Below are 24758 nucleotides of genomic sequence, written 5' to 3' on the forward strand. Positions count from 1 at the left end.
CCCTGCCTTTAACCTTGCGTCAACAGACCATGAGCCTCCATAAAGCTTCGCTTCCTTTCAATCATCTCGTCAATCCGCCCTATGTACTGCGTCACATCCTTTACGTTTTCCACGCGCTCGATATGATCTGCGGCAAAGACGAACTTGGAAGAAGCGCCTGCTCCCGCGGCCAGAATCGTCTGTTTTTCTTCCATTATCAGTATATTGTAAATCCCTGCTTTGCGGGCCTTTGCATAGCCCACATTTTCAAAATTGCCGGCCATATTTTTCTGCCGGTACAGATAATAGGGATAAGCTCCCTGCTCCACACAGTACTGGTAAGTGAGATCCATGATCTCCTGGCTGTTCTGAAAGCCCATCTCCTCATAGGTGTCACGGAACAGCTTCAGCCTTGCAGCCCGCTTGACTGCCAGAGAGTGAACCGTGATGCTGTCCGGATCGAGAAGCCGCAGCTCTTCCATCGTATGGCGGACGTCCTCAATCCCTTCTCCGGGCAGCCCGACAATCAAGTCCATATTGATATTATCGAACCCGGCCTCCCGGGCCATATGAAACGCTTCCTTTATCTGATCTGCCGTATGCTTTCTTCCTATCAGATCCAGGGTTTTCTGGTTCATCGTCTGAGGATTGATCGAGATCCTTGTCACCTCATGCTCCTTCAGGACGCGGAACTTCTCCGGACTCACGCTGTCCGGGCGTCCGGCCTCTACCGTCAGCTCCTTCAGATCCGAAAAATCAAAATTTTCTTCTATGCAGGACAAAAGCCTGTCAAGCTGAGAAGCGTTCAGCGTCGTAGGAGTCCCTCCTCCCACGTACACAGTATTCAGCCTTCTGCCGGCGCAGGCCTTCCCGATAAATTCCAGCTCCTTAAAAAGAGCATCCAGATAATCCTCGACCCGCTTTTCCCAGAGCTTAATCGGAGAAGAAGAAAAAGAGCAGTAAAGGCAGATACTCGGGCAGAAGGGAATTCCCACATAAAGGCTGTAGCCATTTTCATAGTCAAGGCCGTCAAGAACCTCTCTCTCCCGGTTTGCGATGGAGATAGCCAGAGCCGCCTTCTCCTTGCTGCAGTCATAGGTCTCCCACATATACCGGGCAATCTCCAGATTAGAATGGCCTTCCTCCAACATAGCCATGGGAATCTTCACCGGACGGATTCCGGTCAGCGTGCCCCAGGGCAGCCTCCTGCCCGTAAACGCGCAGAGCTTTTCGTAGAGAAGCCTTTTCATCTGGTTTTTTACCGCCTTCCGATCTGGATCTTCCACGAAGACACAGCCCTCCTGACGGCATTCCCCGTTCTCCAGAATCCGAAAAAGAATCTCTTTTTCATTCACTGCCGCTTCCATTTTCAGCGGCGTATCCTCCGTAAAGCTTTCTTTTGCCCGGACCTGGACCTCCACGCCCGGATAAAAGGCCTGAATCAGAGAATGAATATCATAGGCAAAGCTTTCGTCATTGATCTTTACTTCTATCATCATATATCAAAAATCCCCGAGAAATGGATTGTACCTGCGTTCAGCGCCTACCGTCGTCTCATCCTGATGCCCCGGATAAACTGCCGTCTCATCTGGCAGAGGCATCAGCTTCTCCCAGATAGAACGCGTCAGAGTTCCCATGCTTCCTCCCGGAAAATCTGTCCGTCCTACCGAACCGCAGAACAGCGTGTCACCGGAAAACAGCACTCCTGCCTCCCGGCTGTAATAACAGCAGCCTCCCGGCGTATGCCCCGGAGTAAACAGCACGCGGAATTTCATACCGGCCACGGTGAGCTCCTGCTCATCACAGGTCCAGACGTCCGCCTTCAGTGACAACGGCTTTCCAAAAAGCATCGCAGACAGATTCTGGTTCGGATCCGCAAGCAGCTCCTCCTCTGCCTTGCAGGCATAGACCGGAATTCCGGTTTTCTCCCGAAGCTCCGGCACAGCCATGATATGATCTCCGTGACCGTGTGTCAGAAGGACAGCCGCAAGCGTCAGCCCTTCCTCTGCGGCTTTTTTAAGAATTCTGTCTGCCCGATCCGCCGGATCTATGACAATCGCCTCTTTCGTCTCTTCATTTATCACAAAATAGCAGTTGGTCGCCACAGCGCCCAGCACCATGCTCTCGATCTTCACAGCATTTATCCTCCTGTCTGCGGGCACATCTGCCGTCCCCGGCAGATGTCCCTTGCAGACTTCCATATCTTCTTTTCCGTCAAATCCAGCCAGATCAGCCCGTAGCCCGCTCTACGTCCAGCACGCTCTCCACCTGATACAGCTTCTCCGCAATCTTCTGAAGCTCATCCTTTCCGGCAATATCAAAGGTCACGGAGATCGTCGCCGTTCCCTGCTTGCTGGTCCGCACATTCATGCTGGTCATATCGATCCCTCGCTCCGTAAAGATACGGGAGATATCCACCAGAAGCCCTGTCCGGTTATTGGCATATATCTTAATCTCCGTAGCATATTTCTCTTTGGATGAGGACTGGCCCATATCCTGCCACTCTGCGTCTATCAGCCTCTGGCGCTCAGACTCCTGCAGATTGATGACATTGATACAGTCGGTACGGTGAATCGATACGCCCCGGCCTCTTGTCACAAAGCCCACAATCTCATCGCCGGGAACCGGATTGCAGCACTTGGAGAACCGGACAGACACATCCGAAAGCCCCTTGACCACGATTCCGCTCTTGGACTTGGTCAGCTTCAGCTTGTTGTTCTTGTTCTCGGTCACCGCCTCCATCACCTTTTCATCGGTGACTTCCTTCTTGTGGATCTTCTCGTACTCCTCCACCATCTTGTTGATGACCTGGCCTTCCTTCAGGCCGCCATGACCGATGGCAGCCAGGACAGAATCCCAGTCCTTGAAGCCATATTTGCGCATCACCGCAGCCTGGAATTCCGGCTTCATGATGTTGATGGTGTTGATAGATTTCAGCTTGCAATACTGGGCAAGCATTTCCTTGCCCTTCAGAATATTTTCTTCCTTGAATTCGTTCTTAAACCATTGGTTGATTTTATTCTTGGCCTGGGTACTCTTGACCACGTTCAGCCAGTCGCGGCTGGGGCCTCTGGAATTCTGGGAGGTAATGATCTCGATCCGGTCGCCATTCTGGATCTTATAATCAATGGTCACCAGCTTTCCGTTTACCCGCGCGCCGATCATCTTGTTTCCTACGGCGCTGTGTACACTGTAGGCAAAGTCGATAGGCGTCGATCCGCTGGGAAGCGCCTTGACCTCTCCAGTCGGCGTAAAGCAGTAGACGCTCTCAGAAAACAGATCCAGATCGCTTTTCAGCAGATTCATAAACTCCTTGTTATCGGACATGTCCCGCTGCCACTCCAGAATCTGGCGCAGCCAGGTCATCTTCTCTGCTTCCTGCTGATCGACGGTCTTCTTTCCGTCGCTGCTTTCCTTGTATTTCCAATGCGCCGCGATACCATATTCCGCGGTCTTATGCATCTCATAGGTACGGATCTGAATCTCAAAGGGCTGCCCGTTGGGCCCGATCAGGGTCGTGTGCAGGGACTGGTACATATTCGCCTTCGGCATGGCGATATAGTCCTTAAACCGGCCCGGAATCGGCTTATACATTTCATGAATCACGCCCAGAGCCGCATAACAGTCCTTGACGGTCTCTACGATGATGCGGACCGCAAAGAGATCATAGATCTGATCCAGCGTCTTGTGCTGATTCACCATCTTCTTGTAGATGCTAAAAAAATGCTTAACACGCCCGTCCACGTGGGCCTCAATGCCCGCGTTTTTCATATGCTGCTGTACCTCTGTCACAATCTTCTGTACAAAGGCCTCCCGATCGCTCCTCTTCTCGGCAATCTGTTCCTTCAGATCATAATAGACCTCCGGCTCCAGATATTTCAGTGACAGGTCATCCAGCTCGTTCTTGACCTTGGAAATACCAAGCCTCTGGGCGATGGGCGCATAGATATCCATCGTCTCCCGGGCCTTCTCCTTCTGCTTCTCCGGCTTCATGTACTGAAGCGTCCGCATATTGTGAAGGCGGTCGGCAAGCTTTATCAGAATCACGCGGATATCCTTTGCCATAGCCAGAAACATCTTGCGCAGGTTCTCTGCCTGAACCTCGATCTTATCCGCAGAATAGGAGAGCTGGCCCAGCTTTGTGACGCCATCCACCAGAAGGGCGACCTCATCGCCAAATTCTGCCGCAATTTCCTCCTCGGTCATCACGGTATCCTCTACCGCATCGTGCAGAAGGCCCGCGACAATGGTCTCCTTATCAAGCTCCAGATCCGCCAGGATAATGGCGACACAGAGCGGATGAATGATATAAGGCTCCCCCGACTTGCGAAGCTGCCCCTTATGAGCCGCCGACGCAATCTTATAAGCCTTCTCAATCATGCTGATATCGGTAGACGGATGATACTTCAGCACGCTGTCGATCAGCTCTTTGTAAAGCACATCAGGGCTTGTAAAATCCTGCATGGCCTTTACATTTTCATCATCGTGATTTACTTCCATATCCCGGTTTTTCACGCCAATCTTCATCTCTGCCATTGTCAACACCTGCCTTTTGCTGCGTTTTACTGCTTCTTCCTATTTCCCCTCGTACCGGATCACGGAAGCTACATCGTATTTTTTCAGGAGCTCCCGTCCTTTCAAGCCTGCAAGCTCCATCAGAAAGATAATCTTTACCACTTCACCGCCCAGGGACTCTACCAGCTCCGCTGCCGCCTGTATCGTTCCGCCAGTGGCAATCAGATCATCCACAAGAACCACCTTCTGTCCCGGCTTGATAGAATCCTTATGCATCTCAATCTCAGCGCTTCCATATTCCAGATCATATTCCTTCGACACCGTCTCACAGGGCAGCTTGCCTTTTTTGCGGATCAGCACGAAGGGCTTATGAAGATTATAAGCAATCGGTGCTCCGAACACAAAGCCTCTGGACTCCGCTCCCACAACCACATCAAAGTCTACGTCCTTCAGAAGCTCCTGCATGGAGTCAATCGCCAGATGCAGACCGTCCGCATCCTGCAGCACTGAGGTAATATCCCGGAAAATAATTCCCGGCTCCGGAAAATCCGGAATGCTTCTTACATAATCTTCTATCTTTTTCATAACCTATCTTTCCCCTTTTCTAAGGTTTTGTATCCGGGCGATTTTTCACCGCGGTAAACCGGGGCCAGCGCCAGGGGACTCTTTTCCCGCACGCACGGTCCATTGCATACGCGCCCATTATAGCATGCTTCAGACGGTTTGACAAGATTTTCGCATTTTGGAAGGCCAGACAGGCAGTGCCCTCTTCAATTTACACGCCTTCTATTTTCCCCGCCCCTACAAAAAACTGCGCCCGGGGCTTCTATTGACCCGAACGCAGAAAAACATCGAATATCACACTTCCACAATTACTGTTTTATCTCTACCGCTTCTTTCCAATCGAACCTGCAGGCAAGCCGTCACCGCCAGCTTTCCACCACCAGCTGCACGCTCCGCCTGCCCTGATACTCATTGATCTCAGGGTAATAAAGAATGCATACATCCTTCTTTCCTTCGATGTACGCGAGATTCTCCTGAACATCCCCAAAGCTGATAGTATCCAGCCGGGTTCCATCCGGTCCCTCCAGAACCGCTTTTAGCACATTCTGGTTTTTCCCGATAATGCGCGCACTTCTGACCTTGAGATTCGCAGCGGCAAACAGCGGCTTCTCATTCGCCTTTCCAAACGGCTCCAGAAGCTCCAGCTCCCGGATAATCTGCTCACCCGCATAACAAAGCGGAAGAACCGCGTCATAGCTCAATCTTGGCGTCAGCTCCTCCTCTGTCAGCCTGCAGTTCTCGTTGATGGCCTGCCGGAAGGGTTCCACATTCTCAGACTTCAGAGAAAGGCCTGCCGCCATAGGATGACCGCCGTATTTCGTAAAAAGCTCCCGCACCTTCGTCATCTCATCAAACATATGATAACCGGGTATTGAACGGCCTGAGCCTTTGACCCCGTCCTCTGCATCTGTCAGCACGAAGCAGGGCTTGTAATATCTTTCCCGGATGCGGCCCGCGATGATTCCCGCCAGACTCTCATGGCAGTCTGGAAGATAAACTACCAGAACCCGGTCCTGCTTTAAATCCGTCTCCTCAATAAGCTCTATCGCTTCTCTTGTCCCCTTCACGGTCAAATCCTTACGGCTGTCATTGAGAGCCTTCAGGTCTCCCGCCAGCTCTTCTGCCTCTGCCTTCGACTCCGCGCTCAAAAGCCTTAAGGCCCGTTTCGCAGTGTCCAGCCGGCCGCTTGCGTTGATACAGGGGCCGATGACAAAACCGATGTGATAGGCTGTCAGCTTTTTTCCCTCCAGTCCATTGACCGCAATCAGCGCCCGATAACCGGGATTTTTCGTCTGTTCCAGCCTTCTTAAGCCATATTTCACAAGAATCCGGTTTTCTCCGGTCAGATCCATAATATCGCCCACAGTGGCCACCGCCGCGAACTCGGCCAAATCGAGAAATTCCTCTCTGGAGATCCCCGCTTCTATGTAAAGAGCCTCTGCCAGCCGCCAGGCTACCGCCGCGCCGCAGAGCTTCTTGAATGGGTATGGGCAGTCCTCCTGCTTGGGATTGATAATCACATCCGCCGGGGGCAATATCACAGTGCGGCTTCCATCCTCCTCTTCCCGGTATGGAATGTCATGATGATCTGTCACGATCACAGTCATTCCAAGCTCCTTTGCAAAGGCAATTTCCTTTGCAGCCGCAATGCCGTTGTCGCAGGTGACTATCGTGTCGACCCCTGCATCCTTCGCATCCTGAATCAGATGCTCGTTGACGCCATAGCCGTCCTTCAGGCGGTCTGGAATCACCGTATCCGCTGCGGCGCCGATGCGCCGCAGCGCCGTTATCAAAATGTGCGTGGCATTTACGCCGTCTATATCATAGTCGCCGATAATCCGGATACGGGAGCCCTGGCGTATCTTTTCCTGCAGCAGAGATACTGCGTCTCTCATCCCTTTCATCAGATACGGATCCGCCAGCTCATCTATCGTCCCGCAGAGATATTCCCGCACCTCTTCTTCACTCATTCCTGCCCGGCTCCGAATCAGCCGCATAGCCATGGGACTGACTGAAAATTTTCGTGCCAGCTCCTCATTCCCCGTGATCCTCGGCGCTTCCACCCACTTTTCTCTCATTGCATTGATTCCCGGGCGTCTGAGGAAGCTCCCTGCATATCAGCCCCGGCTTCCCCGGCGCCTTCTTCTGCTCTCTGTGCGCCTGCAGTGGCTGCCTTAATCATGATGGCACACTCCACACGCTTCTTCTGCAGTTCGCAGCCGATATCATAGGCGTCATTGATGGAGCCATGGAAATTATAGGAGTTCGCTGCGCAGCCGCCGCTGCAGTAAAATTTTGCAAAGCATTTCTGGCATTTTTCCTTCGCATACACATTGCAGCACTTAAATTCGTCACGGAGCTCCGTGTTCGTCACCCCGTCAAAGACATTGCCCATCAAAAATTTCTCATTTCCCACAAACTGGTGGCAGGGATAGAGGTCGCCCCAGGGCGTCACAGCCAGATACTCTGTTCCGGAACCGCAGCCTGACAGCCGCTTGTAGACGCAGGGGCCCCCAGTCAGATCAATCATAAAATGGAAGAAATTAAAATCATTTTCCTTTCCGTGACGGCGCACCATCTCTGCCGCAAGCTTATCATACTGTTCGCAGAGCGCGGGGATATCCTCCTCCCGCAGCGCGTAAGCTTCCTTCGGATCCGCCACCACAGGCTCCACAGAAATCTGCTTAAAGCCCAGATCTGCCAGATGAAGTACATCCTCTGAGAAATCCAGGTTATTGCGGGTAAAGGTACCGCGCACATAATAGTTGTCCTGATTCCGGCTTTCTGCCAGCTTCTGAAACTTCGGTACAATCAGATCATAGCTTCCGTGGCCATTCCGGAAGGGGCGCATCTTATCGTTTACCTCTTTCCGTCCATCGATGCTTAAGACAACATTGCTCATTTCCCGGTTGACAAACTCCTGCACCTCATCATTCAGAAGGACGCCGTTGGTCGTCAGTGTGAACCGGAACCTTTTGTCATGAAGCTTTTCCTGCTCCCGGCCATATGCCACCAGATCCTTGACGACCTGCCAGTTCATCAACGGTTCGCCGCCGAAAAAGTCCACCTCCAGGTTCCTCCTGTTTCCGGAGTTAGCAATCAGGAAATCCAGCGCCTGCTTCCCTACCTCGTAGCTCATCAGCGCCCGGCGGCCATGGTATTCGCCCTCCTCTGCAAAGCAGTAGCGGCAGGCCAGATTGCAGTCGTGGGCAATATGCAGGCACAGGGCCTTTACCACAGTGGAACGCTTCTTGAAATCAATGACTCTGTCCTTATATGTGTCTTCAGTAAAAAGAGTTCCCTGATTTTTCAGAATCTCCACATCATCCAGCACTTCCCGGATCTCTTCCTCCGGCCATCTGTCTTTCAGCCGTGCCGTGATCTCCTCCGGCGTGCAGGTTTCATAGAGACCAATTACCTCATAGGCCAGCTCGTCCACCACATGGACGGCTCCGCTGTTCACATCCAAGACAATATAGTAACCATTATTATAATAGCGATGAATCATTTTTTTACTCCTTATGTAAATATTTTTTCTTTTCCGTATGCATTCTGAGACAGGAATATTACATCAGAACAAGGATGCCCCAAAAGCCACAGATTTTAAAGGCTTTTGAGACATCCTTGCTACTTTTGGTTTCTATCTTTGTTTTTACTTATGATGCTCGCACGTCTGATTGCCTACGGTGCAGGATGTCTTGCAGGCAGACTGGCAGGACGTCTGGCACTCTCCGCAGCCGCCCTTCTTCACGGTATTCTGCAGAATCTGTGTATTCAGTGTCTGAATATGCTTCATAATAACTTCCCTCCTGTCTCTTATCTTGGGAACGCCTGTTAAGCGCGCTCCTGTCTTTAAATGAGTATAGCATATCCCCGGCAGATTTAAAAGTATTTTTTTCTGTGCCTGTTCATATATTGATATCACATGTTACTATGAATAGTAACTGCCACATAGCTGCGCCGGACGCCGTTCACGGCGATTCAGACTGCAGCTGCGTAAGTTCAGAGACCGGGAGGAATCGTTATGGAAAAAGGAAAAGCCTGTCAGGATGCCGTTATACGGATGATAAAAGCTCTGCTTGCTTCTTATATTGTCACCGGAGCCTTTCTGCTTGTACTGGCACTTCTGCTGTATAAGCTGCAGCTTTCAGAATCCATAGTCAACATCGGCATCATCGCCATCTACGTGATCTCCTGCTTTCTTGGCGGCTTCCTGGAAGGAAAAATGATGAAAACCCGGAAATTTCTCTGGGGCGGCGCCTTCGGCCTTCTCTACTTTGTAGTACTGGCTGTCATCTCTCTGGCTGCAGGCCAGGGCTTTTCCGGAAGCTCCTCTCACTTTGTGACCACGCTGATTCTCTGCATGGCCGGCGGAACCTTAGGCGGAATGGTGTCTTGATTTCAGCCCTATTCGCACTTGCACCGAAACGTAGCGCACTCCGTCTCGCGGCAGTCACAGGCCGCCCCTCCCGCGATACCGATATGCTTTGCCTGGCAGTGGCAGTTTTCGTTGAACGTACACTCCACAGCCTGGCAGGCTACATCTGTGTTTTTCGTAGGAATATCGACGGAGCTTCTCACGCCCTCCCCGCGCTCCCGGAAGCTGGCGCAGCAGGTATCTCTGGAATGGCGTGACGCTCCTTCTGCCCCAACCTCAATGTTATCCTTGCAGCAGCAGCGTTCTTTATTGTACAGGCAGCTCGTCACCGTACAGTCCAATCTTGTCATTTTGCATTTACCTCCATAATCTTAATGTCAGAGGTAGTATGCGTACTGCGGCTATTTTTATACGCTGCCTTCAGCTCTCATTTTGCTTCCTTATTTCTCTTTTTTGTATTTTTGAAACAGGTACGCAGCTGCAAATCCCAGCAGGGCTGCCGCGGAGATCAGCCGCGCTCCTGTCACATACCATGGCTCCTGATAATAGATGCGCACGGTCCCGCTTTCCTCATCCGGCAGATATACCCGCACTACGCCCTGGTCTCCCACTGTTGTCTTGAGCTTTGTTCCATCTTCCATGCAGGCGCGATAATTCGGATAGTAGGTAAAGGGAACCTCTACCCACAGCTCTTCTGTACCTGCCGCTTCTCCTGTCATCTGATAGGAAAAGCCTGCGGTCAGATTCTCATTCCGGAACACCTCGTCTACCTCTACGCCTTCCGCTGGCACAAAGGTATTGTCCCGGTTCCAGATTCGGTAGCTGTTCGCGTGATCTACATTCATAAAGTAAAGCGCATCTACCTGAGACTGCTCTCTCTGGTATTGATTCTCTGACGTATAACGGCCAAGTGCCTCTTCCGAATACCGTCCGACATAGATACCCGCACAGAGAAACGCCAGCACATAGACGCCTGCCATCACCGCTTTCCGGGATCCTGCACTCTCTTCCTTATCCTGGAACAGCTGTTCAAATCCCACTGCGCAGACGGGGCAGAGCAGCGCTGAGGAAAGCGCCAGAAATCTCCATGGCAGCTGGATCGGCGTCACCAGTTTGTATAAAAACGGGACCGCCTGCACTCTGTCCCATGGGAAGAGATTGCTTGACAGATAGATGCCCAGGACACTCAGCACAAGCGCAAACATACATGATTTCTGCAGCCTGCTTTTTTCACTGCTCCGGATATAGGAGTACAGAAAAGCAAGGATTCCCACAAGCAGTACAAATCCCAGGGAGCACGGCATCTCGCCTCCATTCTGAACTCCCGGGTAAGTCCGCTCGTTCGTATTGAACAACAGCAGATCGAATACCTTTGGCAGCGTTACAGTCCACCAGCTCAGGACGCTTTCCACAGAAAATACCTTGAATGGATATCCCATATGCTGCAGCAGCAGCGCTATCCTGCCCAGATTCAGAAGAACCGTCGCACCAGCCGCCTTCAGAAGAGCCGGGATACGCCCCTTCTCTCTCAGGCGGGTAATAAAGCAGAGCCCGAAAATGCCGCCGAAAAGCAGGGTCATCTCTGTGGTCAGCACATGCGACTGCATGATTCCGGTCAGACCCAGCGCTGAGAGATACCATTTTCTCCTGTCTCCAAGAAACAGTTCATACATTCCCCAGATCACCAGGGGAAGAAATACCATCGCCAGAGCCTCGCCAATTGCCGACCTGGTATAAATGTCAATCAGCCTGTATACAGATAAGGTATAAAGCAGCGATGCCGCAAGCCCTGTTCTTTTAGAACGAAGTACACCAGAGAACGAAACATAGGCCACCGCTGCGGTTCCTGCGTTGATCATCAGCACCAGCACCTTATAGCAGTTGACCAGTGAGACTCCCGCGCAGCCCAGCAGAGCCGGGATATACAGAAAATATTCCGGATAAAAAATCGGCGATCCATACCCATATCCATGCAGGAGCGTACTGTGAATTTTCACCGGAAGCTGCCCGCTTTTCAGGGCCTCCTGGATGCCGGTAATCCGGTTGAACTGGTAATACAAATCATTGCCATCCAATACTGTATCGAAGCCCAGGGGAAGAGATGCCAGAAGCACCGCAGCCAGAAGAAGCAGGGAAGCCGTCCTTCCCTCCGGCGTAAGCTGTTTTCCTCTGACCCTTCTTGCAAGAAGCAGAGCTGATATCAGCAGGATCGCACCCATCAGCCAAAGGATATCCGTATACATCGGCTCTGTAGAGACCAGATAGAGACTGCTGACATTCAAAAGTCCGTCTCCGCCATATACAATCCGGAAATTCACATCCTCCAGGGATTCTTCTGTAGTAAACGTAAATTCTGTCAGCTCCTGCCCCGGAGTCAGCTCCATCTTTCCTATGAGCTCGCCCTGCGTATTATCCTCATTCAGTTTTCCGGTATTATAAATCTCAAGATAATTTCCGCTTCCCTCTGAAAGCGACACAACCTGGATCCGATAGGTTCCATCCTGGAGCGTCACTCCTCCGGTCTCTGCCACGATTCCCGTATAGCCTTCTCCTACGCCGGCCAGCAGCACAGGCGGATCGTCCTCCGTAAGCACTGTCATCTGGAGAGCTTCCTCACGTATCTCCAGATCAGAAGCTGAAAAATCCCTCTGATAATACGAATTAAATGGCATCAGGGCTGCAGCGGCCAGAAGAATCACCGTGACGCCCAAATGAAGCCGATATGCTTTCAGGAACTTCCAAATTTTCCTCATAATCCTATTTTCACCCTCGTTGTCCCCGCCTCTTTTTTCAGTCCGCGGAGCTCCCCTTTTCCAGATTCTTTTTCAATACTCCCTTTGCGTCAAGCCATACGCGCACGCGCAGGGTAAGCTGCGAAAGCCCGACGCCAGCCATCGGAAGCATCATCACAAAGTACGGCAGAATATAGCGTCCCTTCGCCTCCCAGAGCATATGAAACAGGAAGCCGCCGATAATCGTAATCAAAAGCGTGTGATCCTCCAGGCCCTTTTTCAGCCAAAAGCTAAAGAGCAGCCAGAAAAACACGCCGATAAAAATCAGACTCTGGTATTCATTCATAAACCAGGTCATCAGCGTATGAAGCTTTCCGTCAAACATACTGTTCGCCACAGGCCCTCTGGCAGAGCCGTTGATGTGGGTCATGGCAAAGCATTCGTAGGTCGGATCATTCCACTGGCTTGTGAATTTTTCAGTGTAAAAACGGACGGCATAGAGCGGATCCTGCACAAAGCCATCCACTGACGCTCCGATATCCTGGATGGCCATGGCTGTAGAAGCTTCCGCATCAAAATCGGATTCGCCCCAGTAATTGTGGAGAATGTAGCCGTTAGACCATCCCGGCGCGCCCTCTCCCTTCTGCATTCCCATTGCCACATAAAGGATCATGGGCGCTCCATCGTTAATCTCCACGCCGGAACGCTGCTCATACACAGTGTAGAGGCCAAAACGGGAACCCACAAATACCGCCACGAGAAGCGCCGCAGCCAGAATCGGGCGCAACCTTTTCTCACCCAGAGCAGTCACCGCCAGAACCAGCACAAATGCAATCAGAAGTATCAGGCTGTTATTGCGGATCAGGCAGGCAAGCGCGCAGGCAATGCAGCAGCCCGCAAGCCACAGAGCCCCTCCCTTCTTGCGGTACTCCATAAAGCACCAGACCGCCAGAAGCGAATATGTAATCGACGGGATCTCTCCGTACACAAAGGTCACATAGAAAAACATCGGGAAGCAGGCCGCAGCCAGAAATAAATAATAAGTCCAGGCTCTCCTGTCCTCCGTCAAAAGCCTCGTAATCCGATATCCGCTGTAGACGCAGACCGCCGCTCCCACACAGTTCAGAAGCTGAAAGGCCATGTGGTTGCCATTGCCGAAGATTGCAAAGATCAGTTCAATCAGAGCAGTGAGCCCCAGCTGGTGCGGATGGATATACAGATATCTCTCATAGGATTCCATCGTCAGCATGGAGTAATCCCCGTTTCGAAACCCTTCTGCAGACTTGCACACAGATGCCTGATCTCCCACAGGAATGCATTTGGCTGCAAAAACCCACCAAATGGTAAAGAAAAGCGTCCACAGCAGTACCGCCGCCAAAAGGATCCGTATCCTTTTCTCCTGCCCTTCCTCCTTCTTCAAAATCCAGCTGGACACCTGATACATCAGCCAGACCGCCAGCGCACAGACTGCCAGCACCAGCGGAAGAATGTCCCCGGTCTGATAGGGAATTTCCTCATAGGTGGTTTTAAAATACACGGTAGTGAACAGACTGAAGCCTGTCAAAACTCCAAACAACACCAGGCCAAGAACGGACACCGTCCTGTCAGCCGCTTTCAGAAGCTTCATCTTTCGTCCTCCATCTTCCAAGACAGCCGGCGAGCTCCGTAAGTCCGCCTGCCGCCATAGGAATCATCATGATAAAATACGGGAATACATATCTGGATTTTGCCTCCCAGAGCTCATGGAACAGCACGCCGCCAATGACTGCGATCAGAAGCACATACCATTCCAGAGTGTCCTTTTCCTTCTTTTTCATTTTATAAACCAGCAGGAACAAGGTCAGCCCGTAAATCAGAATCTGGTAAGAGTCCATATACTTCTGCAGAATTCTGTTGGGCCATCCGGTATAAAAGCTCTCGGCAAAATCACTTCTCTCCTGGTCTGTGGCATAGGTCATAATAAAACAGCCATAGGTCGGCTCCGCCCACTGGCTTGAAAACTTGCGGAAATAGAAATCAGCCGCATAGAGAGGATCCTTCAGGAACTCCTTCGCCCGGGCTTTTACCTCCGCCAGCCCCAGCTTGGCGGCTGTCCCTGAATGGTACTTGCATACATCCTGGTAAATATAAATGGAATACCCATTGTACCAGCCTGCCTCTTTGTCCCCCTCCTGCATACCCATGGCAATCCACAAAATAGAAGGCATCCCATCGTTGATTTCTATCCCTGTCTTTTTCTCATAGTACTGTTTGAGCAACGGCCCGCTCCCAAGGCATGCGATTAGAAGCACTGCCGCGCAGACAAGGTACTGCCAGCGCTTCCGGGTGACCGCCTGAACCAGGAGCACGCACAAAACAGCAATCATCACGATCAGGCTGTTGTTCCGCAGAAGCACTGCCGCTGCAAGGCAGCAAACCATCAGCACTGCCCCGCTCCGTTTTCCTCCCCGCACATAGCGCAGGAATTGCCAGACAGCCGTCATGCACAGGGCCAGAGAAAGCACATCACTGTAAACGTAAACACTGTAAACGATAAGAGGAAAGCACCCTGCCATAAAAAGGAGGTATGCCGCAGCCGCCTGCTTCTTCTCTGAAAGCATCCGGGTAATTCTATATCCTGCATATACACAAAGCATGATTCCCAGAACGTTAAATACCTGGAGCGCCTGGCAGTTCTCTTCCCCAAATATACGCAGTATCACAGACTCCCAGGCCGTAAGTCCCAGCTGGAACGGATAATAATATAGATATTTTCCATAAGTCAGCCGCTCGAAATTGCCGTGATTAAACCGCTGGGCGCTCGTATAAATCATGTTCTGGTCTGAGACAGGTGTGCTGTTTGCCAGCCCGATCCAGATAAGGCCTGCCGCCAGCATCCAGCACAGCACCACAGCCAGCAAAAGCTTCAGGTTTCTTTCTGCTTTCTCCTCTCCGGATACCACACAGGAACCTATCCATATGGAAAGTCCTGCAAGGATCAGTGTACCCAGAAGGGTAAGAAGGAAAAAATCCACCTGATTATAAGGGATCTCACTTTGGTAATCTAACTGAAAAAAGCGGGTAAATATCAGGCTTGTAACAGTAAGCAGCGCAAAAAGAACAATTCCCAGCACCTGAAGCACACGAACCGATATATTTTCAAGCTTCTGCATCTGTAACCTCCCTTTTCTTCTTTCTCTTATCCCAGAGCCGCTCCAGGAATACCCGCAGCTCCTCCAGTCCTGCCGCCGCAGAAGGCAGCAGCAGCGCGTAGTAAAACAGCCCGTATCTTCCTTTCACTTCCCAGGCCATATGGAAAATATATCCTCCCAGCAGAATCAGAAGCGGAAGACACTCCTCCACCTTTTTCTGTTTTTTGAAGCGGAGCAGGACAAAGCCTGCCGCTCCCAGAAACACCAGGGAATGGAAGCCATTCATCCAGAACTCCAGCACCGGCGTATCCTGGCTTCCTGAGGAAACCTGGCAGCCATAGCTGGCGTCATTCCACTGGCTTACAAACTTCCGCGCGAAGAATACCGCTGCCGCTTTCGGATTCTGCGCCATCTCATGAAGAGACAATTCGATCGCCGCGTTTCCCAGCGCCTCGGCGTACTGCGCGTCATAGCCTGCCTGTTCCTTATAAACTCTGACCGGAAATTCATTCCACCAGCCTGAGGTCATTCCTTCTCCCTGGAGCCCCATAGCCACCCAAAGGTTTTTCGGCATGGCCTGGTCGAAGGTCCAGCCGCTCCGGTACTCATAGAATTTCGTCATTACCGGCTGCGCAAGCAGAACCACTGTCGCCAGCGGAATGACGAAGGCCGCCAGCCTTCCTCTGCGCTCTGAGACAGCCTTGCAAAGCATCACGCAGACAATGGCTACCACGGCGATCAGGGCATTATTTTTCATGTAGACTGCAAAGACCAGAGACAAAGCAAGCAGAATAAACTGCCAGAGCTTTTCCTGCCTCAGCCAGAGCAGCAGCATCCAGATCGCAAACGCCACCGCCGCCACGGCAAACACTTCTCCATAAATCACATTCGTGTAAATCAGAAGCGGCACACAGCCTGCGCTCATAAGCAGGAAATTCACCTTTACCGCATCCTTTTCGTAAAGAAGCCCTGTAATCCGGTATCCGCTGTACACAAAGACGAGGACTCCCAGCGTATTCAAAAGCCGGAAGGCCAGCAGATTTTCATAGCCGAATATCCGGTATACAAGCTCCAACAGCAGAGCCTGTCCCGCCTGATGCGGATAGGTATACAGGTAATCCATTCCTCCTGCCGAAATATCCCCTGTCGCAAAGCCCCCTGCAATCACATGAACATACAGAGGATCTGCCCGAAGCGCGCTCTGGGCCAGAAGATTCCATGCCGTACAGAAGACTGCACAGTGCAAAAGCACAGCCCCCAGCAGCAGATTCAGATTTCTCCTCCGCTTCTGCTCGTCGCGCAGAAGCAGCCTGCCTGCCAGGCATAAAAGCAAAAACCCTGCCGCCACAAACAAAAGAATCAGCGGCACCGGATCGAGCACCTGAGAAGGCGTTTCAAAATCATTGCTTTCATAGATTGTTGTAAAAAGCAGGCTGTAGAGAAACAGGAATACAGATGGCACTCCTGCCCCGATCAGAATCAGCTTTCCGGCCAGGGGCTCCAGCTTCTCTACAGGAATACTCTTTAGAGGCTTGCCGGCTGCCAGCCGTTTTTCTCTTTGCTTCTGCCGCCAGAAGGCCGCTTTCTGTACCAGCATGTCAAGGCCGCAGGCCGCCATGGGAATCATCATCACAAAATATGGAAAGACATAACGTGATTTTGCTTCCCAGAATATATAAAAAATGAAACCACCTATGACAGTAATCAGCAGTCCTAAGTGCTCCACCGGAATTCTCTTTCGAATGATAAGCAGCAGAAACGCAAGGGCCCCGCAGTAAATCAGGGACTGATAGACGTCCATCAGCTGGACAAAGGGCTTCCAGAGGCTGCCCTTATAAATGCTCTCCATCAGAGGCCCCCTCTCCTCATCCCTGTGATTTGTCTCCACCTGACAGGCATAAGTTGGTTCACACCACTGACTGACAATTTTTCGTCCATAAAAATCCAGCATATAAGAGGGATCCTTCCGGTACTTTGCGGCTTCGTCCGCGAGCAGCTCTTTTGCCCGCTCCACCGTCTCTTCCCGGTCTCTTCCTGTCTCCTCCACAAAAATGTTCCAGGAAAAAAGATTATTATACCAGCCTGCTTCCTTTCCTCCTTCTCCCTCCTGTGTGCCCATGGCAATCCACAAAATAGCCGGCATCCCCTGGTTAAGCTCTATGCCCAGCCGCTGTTCATAGACCTTTACCAGAGCTGTATGCGCCAGAAAAAAGAGCACCGCGCAGGCCAGAACCGCCAATACGTGCCGAAGCGTCTTTTCACTTACAGATTTCACTGCCGCCACACAGCCCATAGCCGCCAGAACAATATAGCAGTTGCTCCGTATCAGGCAGGCCGCCGTAATGGAAAGCGCCATGTACAGAATATCCCGTTTTCTTCTCTTTTTGAAATAGATCATTAAGATATAAAGGGCCAGCAGGGAAAAGAAAATTGACAAAATTTCTCCATAGACAAACGCGACGTAGATAATCAAGGGCCAGCAGCACAGCATTAGAATCAAAAAATAGACTCCCGGCTCTTCCCTGCCGGAAATCTCTTTCACAAGCCTGTGCCCCACAAACACGATTCCCGCAGCGCCCAGGACATTCAGCGCCTGGAACGCCCGATAATTCTCCCAGCCAAAAAACCGGTAAATCTGCTCCAGCAGCGCGATCAGCCCGAGCTGATGGGGATAAGCAGATATATAATCCAGATCTCTCTGGCTGAACTCATCCGCCCCCGTCGCCAATATATTCGCAAAACGGGAGACTATCTGGGAATCCCAGAACATAGCCAGTGTATATTTGCACAGAACCGCCCAGACAAATCCCAGAACAGCCACAAAAATGCAGGTAAAAATCAGAAGTATACGGATATTGCGCTTTTTGTGATTTTCATCCCTCAGAATATGCCGGGCCGCCCAGAAAAGAAACACGACTGCAAGTATCATCAGGATCACGGTAAGCACAGGTGTATCCTTGACCAGCTGCATCTCTTCCGTATGGTTTGCTATAAACTCTTCCGTATAAAACAGACAATACAGGGACAGGAATCCCAGTATCAGGATCCCTATCCCTGCTGCCGCCCGGCTGCAAAAATATTCAAGCTTTTTTGTATCCAGGTCTTTCAACTTCATTGCCGTTTCGTATCTCCCGCTTTTATCCCTCAGTTTTACGCGTGTTCAGGCAGAAAGCCTGCCGCCCGGAATTTTATTTAAAATATGCTACGCCGGATTCAAAGATCTTCATATCCTGCTCGCCATAGATATTGATGGCCACAGCGTCATCCCGCCGCTCAGAATGAGCCATCTTTCCAAGAACTCTTCCATCAGGGCTCGTGATGCCTTCGATAGCCGCATAGGAACCGTTCACATTCCAGTACTCGTCCATGCTGGCCTCGCCTTCCGGCGTCACATACTGAGTCGCCACCTGGCCGTTCGCAAAGAGCTCCTCAATCCACCTCTTGTCTGCCACAAAACGTCCCTCGCCGTGAGAGGCCGGATTTACATAAGTCTTTCCTACCTCAGCCATGGCAAGCCACGGGGATTTGTCTGTCATTACCTTCGTGTAAACCATCTTGGACACATGGCGGTTGATGGTGTTGAAGGTCAGGGTCGGAGAATCGGGCTTCTGTCCCACAATCTCCCCGTAGGGCACAAGGCCGAGCTTAATCAGTGCCTGGAAGCCGTTGCAGATTCCAAGCGCCAGGCCGTCACGCTCCTGAAGGAGCTTCATAACCGCTTCTTTGATATGAGCGTTCTGGAAGGCTGTCGCAAAGAACTTCGCAGAGCCGTCGGGCTCATCGCCTGCGGAAAAGCCGCCCGGGAACATGATAATCTGTGCCTGGCTGATGGCCTTTTCAAATTCCTCCACAGACTCACGGATATCGGAAGCCGTCAGGTTCCGGAACACCTTCGTAACCACATCTGCTCCTGCCCGCCGGAAGGCCTTTGCACTGTCGTACTCACAGTTTGTGCCGGGGAACACCGGAATAAATACCGTCGGTCTTGCCACCTTATGCCGGCACACATAGACCTTGTCCGCATGGTACAGCGGGCTCTCGACCTTCTCCGCTCCCGGAACCGCCACGGTCGGGAATACCTTCTCCAGGGGCTCTTCCCAGGCAGTCAGGGCTTCTTCCGTATCGATGTGCATATTTCCATAGGAAATGCCGCTCTCTGTCACCTCTCCTATCAGCGTATAGGTGACAGCCAGTTCGCCTACCTTTCCGTCAGGAACCTCAGCCACAATGTTTCCGAAGCCTGCGGTAAACAGGTCTCTCGGGTCTACATTATGCTCAATTTTTACGCCAAGCTTATTTCCAAAGGACATTTTGCTGACGGCAGCTGCAAGACCTGAGCCATCCAGCGCATAAGCGGAAACGATACGGCCCGCCTTCACATCCTCAAAGAATTTTCCATACAGATCTGTAATCTGTCCATAATCCGGCAGATCGTAGGCATCTCTGTCGATTGTAAGAAGAACCAGCTTATTTCCCGCCTTCTTAAGCTCAGGCGTAATGATATTCTGGCTGCTTCCGATATCTACCGCGAAGGAAACCAGTGTAGGCGGCACATCGATATCGTTGAAGGTACCGGACATACTGTCCTTTCCTCCGATGGACGGCAGGCCAAACCCCAGCTGCGCACTGTACGCGCCAAGCAGCGCTGCAAAGGGCTGGCTCCAGCGGTGCGGATCCTCTGTCATGCGGCGGAAATACTCCTGGAAGGTAAAGCGGATCTTCCTGTAATCTCCGCCGGAGGCCACGATCCTTGCCACCGATTCAATCACCGCATAGACAGCTCCATGGTAGGGGCTCCAGCTGGACAGATACGGATCGAAGCCGTAGCTCATCATCGTCACGGTATCTGTCTTTCCCTTCAGCACCGGCAGCTTCGCCACCATGGCCTGGGTCTCAGTCAGCTGATACTTTCCGCCGTAAGGCATCAGCACGCTGCCGGCTCCGATGGAGCTGTCGAACATCTCCACCAGTCCCTTCTGGGAGCACACATTTAAATCCTTCAGGGTCTCCATCCACTTCCCGCGGACATCGCCCACTTCATTTCTCACAAAATATTTCTGATTCTCATCCGGCATGTCCACAGCCACCGCCGTCTCCTGGTGGGCTCCATTCGTATCCAGGAAGGCTCTGGAGATATTGACGATCTCCTTTCCTCTCCAGAGGAGCACCAGCCTCGGACTCTCTGTCACCACGGCTACCGTCGTAGCCTCCAGATTTTCCTCTGCCGCATACTTCAGAAATGCCTCTTCATCCTTCTTGTCCACAACGACCGCCATACGCTCCTGGGACTCAGAGATTGCGATCTCCGTTCCGTCCAGGCCGGCATATTTTTTCGGAACCAGGTCAAGGTTTACCCGAAGGCCCGCAGCCAGCTCTCCGATGGCTACCGACACGCCGCCTGCTCCAAAATCGTTACACTTCTTGATAAGGCGGGTCACCTCCGGACGACGGAACAGTCTCTGGATCTTGCGCTCTGTGGGCGCATTTCCCTTCTGTACCTCGGCGCCGCAGGTCTCGATCGACGCCTCTGTATGAACCTTGGAGGAACCGGTCGCTCCGCCGCAGCCGTCACGGCCTGTTCTTCCGCCCAGCAGAATGATCAGATCACCGGGATCGGAGGTCTCGCGGATCACATCCTTCCGGGGAGCCGCGCCGAGAACAGCGCCGATCTCCATGCGCTTTGCCACATAGTCCGGATGATAGATTTCTTTTACGTAGCCGGTAGCCAGTCCAATCTGGTTTCCGTAGGAGCTGTACCCCTGGGCCGCTCCGCGCACCAGCTTTTTCTGGGGCAGCTTGCCCTTCAAGGTCTCTTTTACAGACACTGTCGGATCCGCCGCTCCCGTCACGCGCATGGCCTGATATACATAGGTTCTTCCCGACAGCGGATCGCGGATCGCTCCGCCCAGGCAGGTCGCCGCGCCTCCGAAGGGCTCAATCTCCGTCGGATGATTGTGGGTCTCGTTTTTAAAATTCACCAGCCACTCCTCGGTCTGTCCGTCTATCTCCACGGGCACCACAATAGAGCAGGCATTGATTTCCTCAGATTCCTCCTGATCCTCCAGCTTTCCCTCTGCCTTCAGCTTCCGCATGGCCATCAAAGCCAGATCCATCAGGCAGACAAATTTATCCTTGCGGCCTTTCAAAATCTCCGTCCGATCTGCCAGGTACTGCTGGTAGGTCTCCTCAATCGGCTTCCGGTAATAGCCGTCCGCAAAGCTTACATCCGTAAGCTCTGTGGAAAAGGTCGTATGCCGGCAGTGGTCAGACCAGTAGGTATCCAGCACCCGGATCTCCGTCATGGACGGATCCCGTTTCTCTTCGTTCCGGAAATAATTCTGAATATGCAGAAAATCACGGAACGTCATAGCCAGATTCAAAGAGTCATACAGCGCTTTCAGCTCCGCCTCGCCCATGCTGCAGAAGCCCTCAAAGATCTTGATGTCTGCAGGATCCTCAAATACCGTCACCAAAGTATCCGGCTTCGCCTCGTCTGACTGGCGGGAGTCCACCGGATTGATACAGAAGCTCTTAATCGCCTTAAACTCTTCCTCCGAAACAGCCCCCTCGATCACATAGGTAGTCGCTGTGCGGATCACCGGCTCCTCGTCCTCCCGCAGGAAACGCACGCACTGCACCGCCGAATCCGCTCTCTGGTCAAACTGTCCCGGCAGATATTCCACGCTGAACACCCGGTCTCCCGGCTTTGTCTCAAATTTCTCCTGATAAAGCATATCTACAGGCGGCTCGGAAAATACGGTACGGCAGGCCCGCTCAAACACCTCGTCTGAGATATTCTCCACGTCATAGCGTATCAGCACGCGCACGCCTGTCACGCCCTCGATTCCCAGATAACTCCGGATCTCTTCCTGAAGCTCCCGGGCCTTTACCGCAAAGTCCTGCTTCTTTTCCACATAAATTCGTCTTACATCGCCCATATCTGACCTCCCAAATTCCCTGGCCCGCAAGCCAGCAGTCCCGCAATTAAAGTGTTACCATTATACCATACAATTCCTCATGTAACAATTCCTGCCTTTATGATAGCATAAATGTTTCCATAAGTATAATTAATAAATTTAAAGTAATTTATAACTCTGTCTAATTATTTTGCAATACTTCTTTCTTACCGATGGTTTTTATCAGCCTCCTGTGATATAATAGGAATACATTTTTGATATTCGAATAAAAGGAGTACCTGTTTATGAATCTGATACGAACCTGCAAAGGGCAGCTTCTGCTGACTTTGTTTCTGTTTCTTGCTATTCTGGCCATGCCCTTCCGGGATTATACGGAACGGGATTTTGGGACGCAGGATATGAATTATTCAGAGGACTTTCTCGGCATCGTCGAAGAGGGTGACGGCATTTTTACGGTTCCTGACGGCGCCGGACACATAACGCTCTACAGCGATGACTATTATTTTAAAAAGGGCACCTACCAGGTCGTTTTCTTCGTCAGCTCTTCTGCGGAAGGAAACACTGTGGAAATTTACGATCCTCTCTACCTGAACGAAGACAATACCTCAGGGCGCGTCCTTGCCCAGGCCGAGGCAGCGCCCGGCGAAGAATCTGTCTCCTTCTCATTCACGGTAGAGGACTATGTATCCTGTGTCCAGTTCCGTGTTCAGACAGACAGCGCTCTTACCTTTACAGGCGTTCACCTGCTCTCCCAGAGAGGGCTTTACAGCGATCCCTATCTCTACGCGGGCCTGGTTCTTCTGGGCTCCGCCCTGCTGCTTCTGTACCGCAGAAAACGGAAAATCCGTCCCGAGATCCTGATGCTGCTCTCCTTTGCCGCCATCTGGACCTCTATTCCCCTCTGCTTCCCCTGGATTCAGAAGGGACACGATCTGTATTTCCATTACGGAAGGCTGTTCAATCTTTCCCAGGACATATTCTCCGGCTCCCTTCCTGTGCGCATCCACCCGTCTATCTTCAGAGGGTTCGGCTATATGAGCCCTACCTTCTACGCGGAGACCTTTCTCTATCCCTTCGCGCTGCTGATCCGCATGGGAATGTCCCCCATAGGCTGCTACAAGCTTCTGATCCTGTGCATTAACTTTGCGACCGCGGGTCTGTCCTACTATGCATTTTCCCGGCTGTGCCGCTCCAGAAGGCTTGGACTTATCACCTCCTTCTTTTATATGCTTGCCTCCTACCGGCTGATCAATCTCTATACCAGAGCTGCCGTCGGGGAGGTTCTGGCCGCCATTTTCCTGCCCCTGCTGCTTCTTGGCATCTATCAGCTTTTCTACGGGGATTCCAGAAGATGGATCACGGCTGTCATCGCTTTTACCTGCCTGTTTCAGTCCCATATGATTTCCACCGAGCTGTCTCTTGGCTTCTGCGCGCTCTTTGGAATCCTCAATATCCGGCGGCTGAAGGATAAAAAGAGGCTTACCCACCTTTTGCTCGCGGCAGGAACGACAATCCTTGTGAATCTCTGGTCCATCATCCCGATTCTCGATCTGCTCCGGTACCCTCTGGAGGTGTCACGGGACGCAAGAGCTCTGTCGGGCTACGCCCTCTATCCGCTGCAGATTTTTGATCCGACCTTCAACACTACGACAGGCGATGCCCTCGGACCGAGCTCCATTTCCGGAGAGATGCCTTATTCCATCGGTATTCTCCTGCTGGCAGGAAGCCTGCTCTTCCTGGCGCTCTGCTTCCGCAAAAACCAGAAGCTCCCCGCCTGGCACAAGAAGCTGGGCAGCTGGTGCCTGGGACTTGGCGCGCTGTCTGTCTATGCATCCAGCATTTACTTCCCCTGGGACGCCATTCAGAGGATTGAAATTTTGAACCGGGCCGCAGGCGCAATTCAGTTTGCTTTCCGTTTTCTGCCCTTTGCCACCTTGTTTCTGTGTGTCACCTCTGCTATCGCCGTCTATGACCTCTTCCGGGAGCAGGCATCCAGAAAGCTCGTCTTTCTTGGCTGCGCCTTTTTCCTGACCTGGTCCGCAGGCACCTATTTCGGCGATTTTTCAAACGAAGCGGAAAGCTTTGTGACCTGGAACACGCAGATGGACCACGTAAACGATACGGACAACCTGTATCTTGTCACAGATGACTGGGCATATTACAGCTACCGGACTATTCTTTCCCAGGATGTGGCATTTACCGCATCTGACGGCGTGACTCTGTCCGAGGTGTCCAGAGACGGCACGAACGCTGCCTTTACTTACGAAAAGGACTCCTCTGATACCGACGCCTACGTGGACGTATCCTTAAATTACTATCCCTATTACCATGCAGTGGACGAGCAGGGGAATGAGCTCGACACAGATATCAATGTAGACCTCCGCCTGCGCGTGCTGCTGCCGGAGGATTCTTCAGGCAGCGTCACAATCCGTTTTGAAACTCCGTCCCTGTGGCGTGTGGGCGACGCGGTTTCTCTCATTGCGATCTGCGGCCTTGCCGCTCTCGCTGTTCTGTCATGGCGGAAAAGAAAAGAGGCTTAAGT

Annotated in this window: 15 protein-coding genes; 2 read left to right on the forward strand and 13 right to left on the reverse strand. The window is 51.9% G+C overall.

The window, feature by feature from the left end; all coding sequences use genetic code 11:
- Positions 1-8: 8 nt before the first annotated feature.
- The 7 genes from hemZ to scfA all read right to left on the reverse strand — a co-directional run bounded on the left by hemZ (position 9) and on the right by scfA (position 8854).
- Positions 9-1478, reverse strand: a complete 1470-nt coding sequence (hemZ, locus tag B5E77_RS06060; protein WP_330394627.1) for a coproporphyrinogen dehydrogenase HemZ — start codon at positions 1476-1478, stop codon at positions 9-11.
- A 3-nt stretch (positions 1479-1481) separates the two neighbouring features.
- Positions 1482-2180: an MBL fold metallo-hydrolase gene (locus B5E77_RS06065; RefSeq protein WP_330394628.1), complete on the reverse strand. Its 699-nt coding sequence runs from the start codon at positions 2178-2180 to the stop codon at positions 1482-1484.
- A gap of 28 nt (positions 2181-2208) precedes the next feature.
- Positions 2209-4506: a RelA/SpoT family protein gene (locus tag B5E77_RS06070; RefSeq protein WP_242963649.1), complete on the reverse strand. Its 2298-nt coding sequence runs from the start codon at positions 4504-4506 to the stop codon at positions 2209-2211.
- A gap of 48 nt (positions 4507-4554) precedes the next feature.
- On the reverse strand, positions 4555-5079 hold the full coding sequence (locus tag B5E77_RS06075; RefSeq protein ID WP_087164487.1) for an adenine phosphoribosyltransferase: 525 nt from the start codon (positions 5077-5079) through the stop codon (positions 4555-4557).
- Between the two features lie 338 nt (positions 5080-5417).
- Positions 5418-7136: a single-stranded-DNA-specific exonuclease RecJ gene (gene recJ / locus B5E77_RS06080; protein WP_087164488.1), complete on the reverse strand. Its 1719-nt coding sequence runs from the start codon at positions 7134-7136 to the stop codon at positions 5418-5420.
- Entirely contained in the window at positions 7133-8566 is a 1434-nt protein-coding gene (gene scfB / locus B5E77_RS06085) for a thioether cross-link-forming SCIFF peptide maturase (RefSeq protein ID WP_087164489.1), read from the reverse strand. The genes recJ and scfB overlap by 4 nt, the downstream gene beginning before the upstream one ends.
- Before the next feature lie 144 nt (positions 8567-8710).
- The gene (scfA, locus tag B5E77_RS06090) at positions 8711-8854 is read right to left on the reverse strand and encodes a six-cysteine ranthipeptide SCIFF (protein ID WP_087164490.1); all 144 of its coding nucleotides are present in this window, start codon (positions 8852-8854) and stop codon (positions 8711-8713) included.
- 228 nt (positions 8855-9082) lie between these two features.
- On the opposite strand from scfA, the gene B5E77_RS06095 reads away from it, so the two are divergent.
- Positions 9083-9457: a TIGR04086 family membrane protein gene (locus tag B5E77_RS06095; RefSeq protein WP_087164491.1), complete on the forward strand. Its 375-nt coding sequence runs from the start codon at positions 9083-9085 to the stop codon at positions 9455-9457.
- Between the two features lie 8 nt (positions 9458-9465).
- Here B5E77_RS06095 and B5E77_RS06100 read toward each other — a convergent pair whose 3' ends face one another.
- From B5E77_RS06100 to B5E77_RS06125, 6 genes are all read right to left on the reverse strand, one after another.
- Positions 9466-9786 carry a DUF1540 domain-containing protein gene (locus tag B5E77_RS06100; protein ID WP_087164492.1) on the reverse strand — a complete coding sequence of 107 codons (321 nt, stop codon included), beginning with the start codon at positions 9784-9786 and terminating at the stop codon, positions 9466-9468.
- Between the two features lie 90 nt (positions 9787-9876).
- Positions 9877-12189: a hypothetical protein gene (locus tag B5E77_RS06105; RefSeq protein ID WP_087164493.1), complete on the reverse strand. Its 2313-nt coding sequence runs from the start codon at positions 12187-12189 to the stop codon at positions 9877-9879.
- 37 nt (positions 12190-12226) lie between these two features.
- Positions 12227-13795 carry an ArnT family glycosyltransferase gene (locus B5E77_RS06110; RefSeq protein WP_087164494.1) on the reverse strand — a complete coding sequence of 523 codons (1569 nt, stop codon included), beginning with the start codon at positions 13793-13795 and terminating at the stop codon, positions 12227-12229.
- Complete coding sequence (locus B5E77_RS06115; protein ID WP_087164495.1) at positions 13773-15320, reverse strand: ArnT family glycosyltransferase; 1548 nt, start codon at positions 15318-15320, stop codon at positions 13773-13775. The genes B5E77_RS06110 and B5E77_RS06115 overlap by 23 nt, the downstream gene beginning before the upstream one ends.
- Entirely contained in the window at positions 15307-18414 is a 3108-nt protein-coding gene (locus B5E77_RS06120; RefSeq protein ID WP_087164496.1) for a glycosyltransferase family 39 protein, read from the reverse strand. The genes B5E77_RS06115 and B5E77_RS06120 overlap by 14 nt, the downstream gene beginning before the upstream one ends.
- A 73-nt stretch (positions 18415-18487) precedes the next feature.
- On the reverse strand, positions 18488-22237 hold the full coding sequence (locus B5E77_RS06125; protein WP_087164497.1) for a phosphoribosylformylglycinamidine synthase: 3750 nt from the start codon (positions 22235-22237) through the stop codon (positions 18488-18490).
- 263 nt (positions 22238-22500) lie between these two features.
- Between B5E77_RS06125 and B5E77_RS06130 the strand changes: the two genes are divergently transcribed.
- Positions 22501-24756, forward strand: coding sequence for an LPXTG cell wall anchor domain-containing protein (locus B5E77_RS06130; RefSeq protein ID WP_087164498.1), 2256 nt, complete (start codon positions 22501-22503; stop codon positions 24754-24756).
- Positions 24757-24758: the final 2 nt, after the last annotated feature.

This window comes from Lachnoclostridium sp. An131, assembly GCF_002160825.1.
Lineage (GTDB): Bacteria > Bacillota > Clostridia > Lachnospirales > Lachnospiraceae > Laedolimicola.